We start from the raw sequence: 9,166 nt of genomic DNA, 5'->3' as shown, positions 1-9,166 counted from the left end.
GTTTTTTGGTTTTTGTTGGGGGAGGGTGTCTTTTTTCCTTTCCCAAAAAAAAAAACCCCCCGCGCCATGTCTCTAGGAAGCGATCCTGCGGAGGATCACAGGGCCAGCTTGAAGCCCACGTGCGATGCGGTGAAACCGAGCCGTTCGTAGAAACGGTGGGCGTCCGTGCGGGTGTTGTCGGACGTCAGTTGCACCAACTGGCAGTTCTGACGGCGGGACTCCTCGATCGCCCACTCGATGAGCCGGGACCCGAGTCCGCTGCCGCGTTCGTCCGCGTGGATGCGCACCCCTTCGACGATCGACCTGGTGGCACCGCGCCGGGACAGCCCCGGAACGACGGTGAGCTGCAGGGTGCCAACCACGCGATCCTCCCGCACGGCGACGACGACATGCTGGTTCGGGTCGGAGGAGAGGCGCTCCAGAGCGGTCAGATAGGGCTCCAGGTCGTCCGGGGACTCGCGCTGGGCACCCAGGGGGTCATCGGCGAGCATGCCGACGATCGCGGGGACGTCGTCCGCCGTGGCGGGCCGAATCTCAAGATCTGCCATGTCCGCACCCTACGAGGAGCGCTCGTCCGCGCGTGTCGCCGGTGTGCGGAGGGCTTCCAGGGCCCTGACCAGCGGGGCGAGTTCGGGGTTGGTTACGGCTTGGTCGAGGGCTTCGCGCAGGGCCTTCTCGTTGGTGGGGCGGGCTTGTTGGAGGAGGGTGCGGCCGGTGTCGGTGACGTCGGTGTAGATGCCGCGGCGGTCGGTGGGGCAGAGGTAGCGGGAGAGCAGGCCGCGGTCCTCGAGGCGGGTGACCAGGCGGGTGGTGGCGCTCTGGCTGAGGACGACGGCGTCGGCGACCTGTTTCATCTGCAGGTGTCCGCCCTCGCCGTCGTGCTGGCGGCCCAGGACGTCGAGCAGGGAGTACTCGCGCACGCTGAGGTCGTGGGCGGACTGCAGGGCCTTCTCGATGTGTGCCTCGATCCGTCCGTGCAGCAGGGAGAGCGCGCACCAGCCCTGGGCGAGGGCGGTGAGTGCGGGGTCAGTGGCGGTCATGGGCCAGATTCCCTCCACGTGGACGTCCACAAGGAGTAGCGACGGACCGGTATAGCCGTCGCTTGCAAATATGGCGCGTCTGCAATTATTGTGGACGTGCGCAACAAGCTCCTGCAATCGTCTGGGAAGGTGTCACCCCCATGCCGCTCGCGCTTCTGGCCCTCGCGATCGGGGCCTTCGGAATCGGAACGACCGAGTTCGTGATCATGGGGTTGCTGCCCGAGGTCGCGGACGACTTCGGGGTCTCCATCCCCACCGCCGGCTTCCTGGTCACCGGCTACGCGCTCGGCGTCATGTTCGGTGCTCCGCTGATGACCGCCCTCGGTACCAAGATCTCCCGCAAGCGGATGCTGATGCTCCTGATGGGGCTGTTCATCGTCGGCAACCTGCTCTCCGCGCTCGCCCCGGCTTTCACCGTCATGCTGATCGGCCGCGTGGTCGCCTCCCTCGCCCACGGAGCCTTCTTCGGGATCGGTTCCGTCGTCGCCGCCGACCTGGTGGCTCCCGAGAAGAAGGCCGGCGCGATCGCGATGATGTTCACCGGTCTGACCGTCGCCAATGTCGTCGGCGTCCCGTTGGGCACACTGATCGGCCAGAGCGCGGGCTGGCGTCTCACCTTCGGGATCGTCGCCGCCCTCGGTGTCGTCGGCCTGGTCGGCATCGCCAAGCTCGTCCCCGAGGTGCCCCGTCCGGAGGGCGTGCGGCTGCGTCACGAACTGGCCGCCTTCAAGAACGCCCAGGTGCTGCTCGCCATGGCGATGACCGTCCTCGGCTTCGGCGGTGTCTTCGCCGCCATCACCTACATCGCGCCGATGATGACCCACGTGACCGGCTTCGCCGACGGCTCGGTGACCTGGCTGCTGGTCCTCTTCGGCCTCGGCATGGTCGGCGGCAACCTCGTCGGCGGCAAGTACGCCGACCGGGCCCTGATGCCCATGCTGTACGTCTCCCTGGGCGCCCTGGCCCTCGTGCTCGCCCTCTTCACGTTCACCGCGCACGACAAGGTCCTGGCCGGCGTCACGATCGCTCTCATCGGCGCCCTCGGCTTCGCCACCGTTCCGCCGCTCCAGAAGCGGGTCCTGGACCAGGCGCACGAAGCCCCCACGCTCGCCTCGGCCGTCAACATCGGTGCTTTCAACCTCGGCAACGCCCTCTCCGCCTGGCTCGGCGGTCTGGTCATCTCGGCCGGCCTCGGTTACACCGCCCCCAACTGGGTCGGCGCCGCCCTGGCCGCGGGTGCCCTCCTCCTCGCCTTGGTCTCGGCGGCTCTGGAACGCCGGGACAGTGCTCCCAGTGCCGTGGTCGCGGGAGCGACCCCCGCGGACCGGCGGAGCGCGGTGCACCACTGATACCGCGTGGCCCGCGGCCGGGCATGACGACGGCGCCGGTTCCCCGAGGTCCGGGGCACCGGCGCCGTCGTATCGCCGTGTCTCAGAGCGCGGCCACCGTCAGCGGGGCATACCGCCGACTCCAGTCGCCCGGCAGCTCCGAGATTCCGTACGTCATGACCGAGTTGTAGGCGACCGACGCCAGACCGCGTTCCTGGGCCCACGCCCGTAGCTCTTCGTGCCGTACGTCGATGTCGGTGCGCAGGGGGCGGTCGGTGCCGGCGGCGAGCGACGTGATGAGCGCCCTGGCCGTCTCGGTGTCACGAGCGACCAGCGGGCCCACCACATGGGTGTCCATGTTGGGCCACGCGGCGGCGTACCCGATGATCCGGCCGTCCTCCTCGGCAACCCGGAACTGGTCGGCGAAGGCGGGGAGCCGGGTGATGAGGTGCGTGCGATCCGTGCCGAGCACCTCCTCGTCGAGCCGGAGAACCGTGGCGAGGTCCTCGGCGGTGGCCGAGCGCGTGCTGGTCGTCGGTACCGGGCCGCCCGGGGTGAAGTGCCCGCGGAGCATCTCCGCCCGGCCGGCGACCTTGAAGCCCAGTTCCTCGTAGAGCGGGCGGCCGTAGGGCGTCGCGTGGAGGGTCAGCGGAGTGGTGCCCATCGCGGAGAGGATGTGGCGCATGAGCCGACGGCCGATGCCCTGTCGCGCGTGCTGTTCGGCGACCAGCACCATCCCGATCGCTCCCAGGTCGGGTTCGCTGTAGGGGCCGTACTCCGTGACCACGCAGGCGGTGACAAGGCCTCCGTCAGGGTCATCGATGCCGTAGCCCTTGCCGGCCGAGAGGAGAAGGCCCCACTTGTGCTCCTCGCGTGGCCACCCCCGGTCCTCGGACAGGTCCGCGCAGGCGGTGAGGTCACGAAGCGTCAGACGACGGATGGGAAGGGCGGCGAGAGAAGGAGTCGGCACGCAGGTCAGGCTGTCCGACGAGGACCCTCGGCGTCCACCTGTTTCCTGGGGCGCGTACGAGCTTTTGGCCATGTTGTGGCCAAGCGCGCAACACGCGATCAGATACCGGGTGTTTCACGTGAAACATCGGAGAACGACGACCGTCAGGTGTCCGACGGACGCAGCATGAGGCAGGCCTTACCGTTCTCATGAACCACTGCCCTGGGTGGGCCAGTAGCCTCAAGGACATGGCGAGACTTCATCTCTTCGACCTCGACGGCACTTTGCTGCACGGAAGCAGCGCGCCCGTTCAGATTTCCCGCCAGCTCGGACTCGAGGCCGAGACGGTCGCGCTTGACCAGGCGATCGGGGCCGGACTGATAGACCCGTCCCAATACGCACAGCAGGTGTACGCCTTGTGGGCATCTCTGACTGAGGCCCACGTCGTCGCGGCGTTCGACGGTGCTCCGTGGCTGGCCCGCATTCGTGAGGTCTGGGCGGAGATCAGGGGACAGGGTGACTACTGCGCGGTCGTATCGCTTTCGCCGTCCTTCTTCGTGGAACGGCTGACCAGTTGGGGCGCCCATGCCACGTACGGGTCCCGTTTTCCGGCCGTCCCCTTCACCGAGCCCATGGATCCTGCCGGGGCACTCAACGCGGCCGCCAAGGTCCTGATCGCGGACCGGCTGTGCGAGCAGTTCGGAGTGACCCGAGCCGACTGCGTGGCTTATGGCGACTCAGCTTCCGACAAGGACCTTTTCTCCGTGGTGCCGCTCTCGGTGGCGGTCAATGCGGACCATCATCTGTCCGACATCTCGACCCACTCCTACACGGGCATGGACCTGTGGGAAGCCTATGAATTGGTGCGCCACGCTCGGTAATTGGCGCCGCGCATGTATCGTCCCGTGAGCTTTAGGAGACCAGTCGTGCTGGGGTGCGAGCGCTCCGGACGGCCGAGAGCAGGGCATTGCAGCCTAACGGGACGAGGAGATCGAAGACCTGCATTTGTACTTACGCGGTCAGGGCATCCGTACGCGGTGGGACGCTGCGATGAGGTGCTGCGGTCTTTGTCACATGCACGCCCACGTGACGCCGAGCGGGGAGAACGAACCGTCCGCGGGGGAAGCGGCACTTTCGAAAGAGGAAGTGCGTAGACCGACCGAAAGATGTTCGAGGCGAGGCACACCATGGACGCTCCGACCGGCATGTCGGCCGACGACGGCACTTCCGGGGGCGAGGGCGGCTGGTTCACATCACCCAAGCAGCCGACGGTGGGGGCGCCTGAGCCGGCGGAGGAACATCTGCCGACCGCAGCGAACCCGGTCGGCAGGTCGGGAACATCTCCGACAACGCAGCCCCCGCCCTCCCCGGACGCCGTTCGGATCCGCCGGACCATGGCCGAGGTCACCCCCGTCGCCGAGAAGGTCACCTCGTACTTCTACGCGCTGCTCTTCGTACGCCACCCCCATCTGCGGCCGTTGTTCCCGGCCGCCATGGACACCCAGCGGGATCGGCTGCTCAGGGCGCTGCTGACGGCTGCCGAGCACATCGACAACACCCCGGTCCTGGTCGACTACCTGCAGAACCTGGGCCGCGGCCACCGCAAGTACGGGACCCACCCCGAGCACTACCCGGCGGTCGGGGAGTGCCTCATCGGGGCGTTGAGCAGATACGCCTCCGCCGGTTGGGACGCGGAGACCGAAGCGTCCTGGGTCCGGGCGTACACGACGATCTCGCAGGTGATGATCGACGCGGCGGCCGCGGACGAGCTGCGCGCTCCGGCCTGGTGGTACGCGGAGATCGTGGCGCACGAGCTCAGGACGCCGGACGTCGCCGTCGTCACCGTCCGGCCCGACCAGCCCTATCCGTTCCTGGCCGGCCAGTACACGAGCCTGGAGACGCCGTGGTGGCCGCGTATCTGGCGGCACTACTCGTTCGCCTCGGCGCCCCGCTCGGACGGGCTGCTGTCGTTCCACGTGAAGGCCGTCCCCGCGGGCTGGGTCTCCAATGCCTTGGTGCACCGGGCCCGCCCCGGCGACACCGTACGGTTGGGTCCGCCCACCGGATCCATGACCGTGGACCACACCACCGACAGCGGGCTGCTCTGCCTGGGCGGCGGTACCGGCATAGCGCCGATCAAGGCGCTGGTCGAGGACGTGGCCGAACACGGCGCACGACGGTCCGTCGAGGTGTTCTACGGAGCCCGCACCGACCACGACCTGTACGACATCGACACGATGCTCCGGCTCCAGCAGTCCCACCCGTGGCTGTCGGTCCGTGCCGTCGTCGACCAGCAGGCACGCCTTCAGCTCCCGGAAGCCGTTCGCGCGTACGGTCCCTGGCACGAGTACGACGCCTATCTCTCGGGCCCGCCCGGGATGATCCGCAACGGTGTGGACACGCTCACGTCCATCGGGATCCCGTCGGAGCGCATACGCCACGACTCCGTGGAGGAACTCGCCGTGGCCCGGTGACCCGGCGAGAGATCAGCCCAGGTCCGGTGCGTGCATGGCCCGTACGCCCTCGATGTTGCCGTCCAGATAGTGGCGCAGGGACAGCGGGACCAGGTGGACGGAGGCGATCCCCACGCGGGTGAACGGCACCCGGACGATCTCGTATTCGCCGATGGGCTCGTCCACTTCGGGTCCGTGTCGCAGGGACGGGTCCATCGATTCCAGGTGGCAGACGAAGAAGTGCTGCACCTTCACTCCCGTCGCGCCGCCGTCGTCGCCGATGTGCTCGACGGTGTCCACGAAGCAGGGGACCACGTCGGTGATCTTGGCGCCGAGTTCCTCGTACACCTCGCGGTGCAGGGCGTCGATGACGGTTGTGTCCGTCGGCTCGACTCCTCCGCCGGGAGTCAGCCAGTAAGGATCCATGCCGGGTTTGGTGCGCTTGATCAGGATCAGATCATCGCCGTCGAGCAGGACGGCACGGGCGGTGCGCTTGACCACGGGTCGGACGGTCATGGGGGGTATGTGGCCCGGATGGTTCCACGTGAAACATCGCGTCGGGTCACCGGACGGGCTCATCGGGTGAAAGGCGTGTCATCCCAGCTCAGCACCAGTCGGCGGCCGCCCGCAGCAGCCATTCGTGTGCCCGTGCGACGTGGGGCATGGCCAGCGTTCCGGTGCGAACCACCAGGAAGTAGGTCCGCAGCGGGGGCACGGCGGGCTCGTGCAGTGCGACGACGTCCCCGCGTTCCAGGGCGGCCGCGCACAGATAGCGCGGCAGCACCGCGAGCCCGGCGCCCGCCACGGCGCAGGCGAGGACAGCGCGCAGATCGGGGACGACGACGGTGCCCGGTGCGGCGGGGCGGGAGTCGAAGACGGAGGCCCAGTAGCGCGAGACGAAGGGCAGCGACTCGTGCACCTCGATCACAGGAACGTCCTCGAACGCGGGGGCCTGTTTGGCTGTGGGGCGGCTGTCGTGCGCCTCCCCCGAGCCGAAGTGGCCGGCCCAGCTCGGGGCGGCGACCAGGACGTGCTCCTCGTCGCAGAGCGTGCTCGCGGTGAGCAGCGCGCCCCGGGGACGGGCTGTGCTGATGGCCAGATCATGATGTCCGGCGGCGAGGCCCTCCAGGGTCTCCTCGGCGTTCCCGAAGGAGGCGCGCAGCGCGAAGCCCTGGCCGTCCTCGCCGGTCAGCTCGGTGAGTGCGGGTAGCGCCCGCTCGGCGGTGAACTCGGGAGGCCCGGCCAGATGCAGTGTGCGCAGGGACGACTCGTCGTCGAGTCCGGTCTCGGTGATCTCCACCAGGGCGTCGAGATGAGGTGCGGCCTTGTGGGCGAGTTCGTCGCCGATGGTCGTGGGCGTCACGCCGCGGGCCTGCCGTAAGAACAGGGGGCGCCCCAACTGCCGTTCCAGCGTCCGGATCTGGGAGGTGACGGCCGGCTGTGACAGCCCGAGGAGCGCGGCGGCGCGGGTGAAGGAGCCGGCCCGGTGCACCGTCACGAAGGTGCGCAGCAAGGCCAGATCCATGGTGACGTCCCCCTCCCCGCCCCAGTTCCGGCCCCGGGAGCAGGGGCCCAACTATAAATATGTCGATAGGTCTCTGTCGCTACTGTGATTGGACACTGACACAGAGTCAACTAGCCTTGTTCGCGCGGTTCTTCGCGCGCGGAACCGGGGCGGTCCGAGCCACGAGGGGGGAGGCTCGGACCGTCCGTTGTACGTAGCCGTGAACGGCTGTGCGTCCATGAGGACTCTGCTGAAACGGTCAGTCGGCCGACTCGTCCAGCGCCCGCAGCACATCCGCCACCAGGTCCTCGGGGTCCTCCGCCCCGACCGAGAAGCGGATGAAGCCCTCCGGCACGTCGTCGCCGCCCCAGCGCCCGCGCCGCTCGGCCGTGGAGCGCACCCCGCCGAAGCTCGTCGCGTCGTCCACGAGCCGCAGGGCGTCGAGGAAACGGTCGGCACGCGCGCGCGTGGGCAGCGTGAACGAGATGACGCATCCGTACCGGCGCATCTGCTGCGACGCGATCTTGTGCGAGGGGTCGTCGGGCAGCCCCGGGTAGCGCAGCCCCGCCACTTCCGGCCGCTCTCGCAGTGCCTGGGCGAGCACGAGCGCGGTCGCGTTCTGCCGGTCGACGCGCATCTGGAGCGTGGCGATCGAGCGGTGCGCGAGCCAGGCCTCCATGGGCCCCGCGATGGCCCCGACGATCTTCCTCCAGCGGCGGACGGCGTCCATGGCCTCGCCCTCGCGGCCCGTGACGTACCCCAGGAGGACGTCTCCGTGCCCCGTGAGCTGCTTGGTGCCGCTGGCGACGGAGAAGTCCGCGCCGAGCTCCAACGGCCGCTGTCCGAGCGGTGTGGCGAGCGTGTTGTCGACGGCGACGAGCGCACCACGCGCGTGTGCCGCCTCGACCAGCCGCCGGATGTCGCACACGTCGAGGCCGGGGTTGGACGGGCTCTCGATCCACAGCAGCCGTGCGCCGTCGAGGACGTCGAGCTGGGCGTCACCCCCGGTCGGAGCGGTGCGCACCTCGATGCCGTACGCCTCTAGCTGGGCGCGGATCATGGGCAGCACCTGATAGCCGTCGTTGGGCAGGACGACCGTATCCCCGGCGCGCAGTTGCGAGAAGAGCGCGGCGGAGATGGCGGCCATGCCCGACGCGAAGACCAGCGTCTCCACGCCGTCCCGGCCCGGTGCCTCCAGCTCGCCGATGGCACGCTCCAGCAGGCTCCAGCTCGGGTTGGTGTCGCGGCCGTAGGTGTACGGGCCGTCGACCTCGCCGGGCAGGTGGAAGTGGGCGGCGAAGGCCGGACCGGGCAGGGTCGGTTCGTTCTTGACCGCCTCGGGGAGTCCGGCCCGCACCGCGCGCGTGCCCTCCCCCTGGTCCACAGCCCTGTCGCTCATGCCACCCGTCCTTTCATCTGCTCACGTACCTCGGCGAGCAGACCCTCGCTCGCCGCCTCCACCATCTCAAGACACTCCTCGAAGCCGTCGAGCCCCCCGTAGTAAGGGTCCGGAACGTCGAGGTCGGCGCCCGCTGCGGGGTCGTACGAACGCAGCAGGCGCACCTTCGCGGCGTCCTCCGGGGTGGGCGCGAGGCGTCGCAGGGCCCTGAGGTGGCCGGCGTCGAGGGCGACGACGAGATCCAGGCGGGAGAACCAGGAGGGCTGGAACCGCCGGGCCGTGTGGGCGCCGTCGTAGCCGTGCTCCTCCAGGACGGACACGGTGCGCGGGTCCGCGCCGTCGCCCTCGTGCCAGCCGTCTGTACCGGCGCTGTCGACCTCGACCAGGCCGTCCAGGCCGGCTTCCGCCGCGCGGGCGCGGAAGACCGACTCGGCCATCGGGGAACGGCAGATGTTGCCCGTGCAGACGAAACAGACGCGGTAGGTCATGCCTC

Annotated in this window: 10 protein-coding genes; 3 read left to right on the top strand and 7 right to left on the bottom strand. The window is 69.1% G+C overall.

Going from position 1 to position 9,166, the window contains the following annotated elements; all coding sequences use genetic code 11:
• Nucleotides 1–95: 95 nt before the first annotated feature.
• Both ACZ66S_RS18345 and ACZ66S_RS18340 read right to left on the bottom strand, forming a co-directional pair.
• A complete protein-coding gene (locus ACZ66S_RS18345; RefSeq protein WP_469902554.1) occupies nt 96–548 on the bottom strand; it encodes a GNAT family N-acetyltransferase in 453 nt (150 codons plus the stop codon).
• 9 nt (nt 549–557) lie between these two features.
• On the bottom strand, nt 558–1,040 hold the full coding sequence (locus ACZ66S_RS18340; protein WP_469902553.1) for a MarR family winged helix-turn-helix transcriptional regulator: 483 nt from the start codon (nt 1,038–1,040) through the stop codon (nt 558–560).
• Nucleotides 1,041–1,180: 140 nt separating this feature from the next.
• Here ACZ66S_RS18340 and ACZ66S_RS18335 point away from each other — a divergent pair, with 140 nt between their 5' ends.
• Nucleotides 1,181–2,389 carry an MFS transporter gene (locus ACZ66S_RS18335; protein ID WP_469902552.1) on the top strand — a complete coding sequence of 403 codons (1,209 nt, stop codon included), beginning with the start codon at nt 1,181–1,183 and terminating at the stop codon, nt 2,387–2,389.
• Nucleotides 2,390–2,471: 82 nt separating this feature from the next.
• Here the strand turns inward: ACZ66S_RS18335 and ACZ66S_RS18330 are convergent, their stop codons facing one another.
• Nucleotides 2,472–3,338, bottom strand: coding sequence for a GNAT family N-acetyltransferase (locus ACZ66S_RS18330; RefSeq protein ID WP_469902551.1), 867 nt, complete (start codon nt 3,336–3,338; stop codon nt 2,472–2,474).
• A 227-nt stretch (nt 3,339–3,565) separates the two neighbouring features.
• Here ACZ66S_RS18330 and ACZ66S_RS18325 point away from each other — a divergent pair, with 227 nt between their 5' ends.
• Both ACZ66S_RS18325 and ACZ66S_RS18320 read left to right on the top strand, forming a co-directional pair.
• On the top strand, nt 3,566–4,198 hold the full coding sequence (locus ACZ66S_RS18325; RefSeq protein ID WP_469902550.1) for an HAD family hydrolase: 633 nt from the start codon (nt 3,566–3,568) through the stop codon (nt 4,196–4,198).
• 285 nt (nt 4,199–4,483) lie between these two features.
• Nucleotides 4,484–5,791: a globin domain-containing protein gene (locus ACZ66S_RS18320; RefSeq protein ID WP_469902549.1), complete on the top strand. Its 1,308-nt coding sequence runs from the start codon at nt 4,484–4,486 to the stop codon at nt 5,789–5,791.
• A 12-nt stretch (nt 5,792–5,803) separates the two neighbouring features.
• Here ACZ66S_RS18320 and ACZ66S_RS18315 read toward each other — a convergent pair whose 3' ends face one another.
• The 4 genes from ACZ66S_RS18315 to ACZ66S_RS18300 form a co-directional block, all read right to left on the bottom strand.
• Nucleotides 5,804–6,286, bottom strand: a complete 483-nt coding sequence (locus ACZ66S_RS18315) for an NUDIX domain-containing protein (protein ID WP_123990353.1) — start codon at nt 6,284–6,286, stop codon at nt 5,804–5,806.
• A gap of 88 nt (nt 6,287–6,374) precedes the next feature.
• Nucleotides 6,375–7,295, bottom strand: a complete 921-nt coding sequence (locus ACZ66S_RS18310) for a LysR family transcriptional regulator (RefSeq protein ID WP_469902548.1) — start codon at nt 7,293–7,295, stop codon at nt 6,375–6,377.
• Nucleotides 7,296–7,533: 238 nt separating this feature from the next.
• The gene (locus ACZ66S_RS18305; protein WP_469902547.1) at nt 7,534–8,673 is read right to left on the bottom strand and encodes a cystathionine gamma-lyase; all 1,140 of its coding nucleotides are present in this window, start codon (nt 8,671–8,673) and stop codon (nt 7,534–7,536) included.
• The gene (locus tag ACZ66S_RS18300; protein ID WP_469902546.1) at nt 8,670–9,161 is read right to left on the bottom strand and encodes a low molecular weight protein-tyrosine-phosphatase; all 492 of its coding nucleotides are present in this window, start codon (nt 9,159–9,161) and stop codon (nt 8,670–8,672) included. The genes ACZ66S_RS18305 and ACZ66S_RS18300 overlap by 4 nt, the downstream gene beginning before the upstream one ends.
• Nucleotides 9,162–9,166: the final 5 nt, after the last annotated feature.

The sequence above is a fragment of the Streptomyces sp. NPDC107471 genome (assembly GCF_055582845.1).
Note: the sequence above shows the minus strand (reverse complement) of the source record. Positions and strands in the feature narration are given on the sequence as shown.

Bases quoted from the DNA above. Each gene is read 5' to 3' on its own strand.
- ACZ66S_RS18345 (WP_469902554.1), bottom strand. From the start codon at position 548: ATGGCAGATCTTGAGATTCGGCCCGCCACGGCGGACGACGTCCCCGCG.
- ACZ66S_RS18340 (WP_469902553.1), bottom strand. From the start codon at position 1,040: ATGACCGCCACTGACCCCGCACTCACCGCCCTCGCCCAGGGCTGGTGC.
- ACZ66S_RS18335 (WP_469902552.1), top strand. From the start codon at position 1,181: ATGCCGCTCGCGCTTCTGGCCCTCGCGATCGGGGCCTTCGGAATCGGA.
- ACZ66S_RS18325 (WP_469902550.1), top strand. From the start codon at position 3,566: ATGGCGAGACTTCATCTCTTCGACCTCGACGGCACTTTGCTGCACGGA.
- ACZ66S_RS18320 (WP_469902549.1), top strand. From the start codon at position 4,484: ATGTTCGAGGCGAGGCACACCATGGACGCTCCGACCGGCATGTCGGCC.
- ACZ66S_RS18315 (WP_123990353.1), bottom strand. From the start codon at position 6,286: ATGACCGTCCGACCCGTGGTCAAGCGCACCGCCCGTGCCGTCCTGCTC.
- ACZ66S_RS18310 (WP_469902548.1), bottom strand. From the start codon at position 7,295: ATGGATCTGGCCTTGCTGCGCACCTTCGTGACGGTGCACCGGGCCGGC.
- ACZ66S_RS18305 (WP_469902547.1), bottom strand. From the start codon at position 8,673: ATGAGCGACAGGGCTGTGGACCAGGGGGAGGGCACGCGCGCGGTGCGG.
- ACZ66S_RS18300 (WP_469902546.1), bottom strand. From the start codon at position 9,161: ATGACCTACCGCGTCTGTTTCGTCTGCACGGGCAACATCTGCCGTTCC.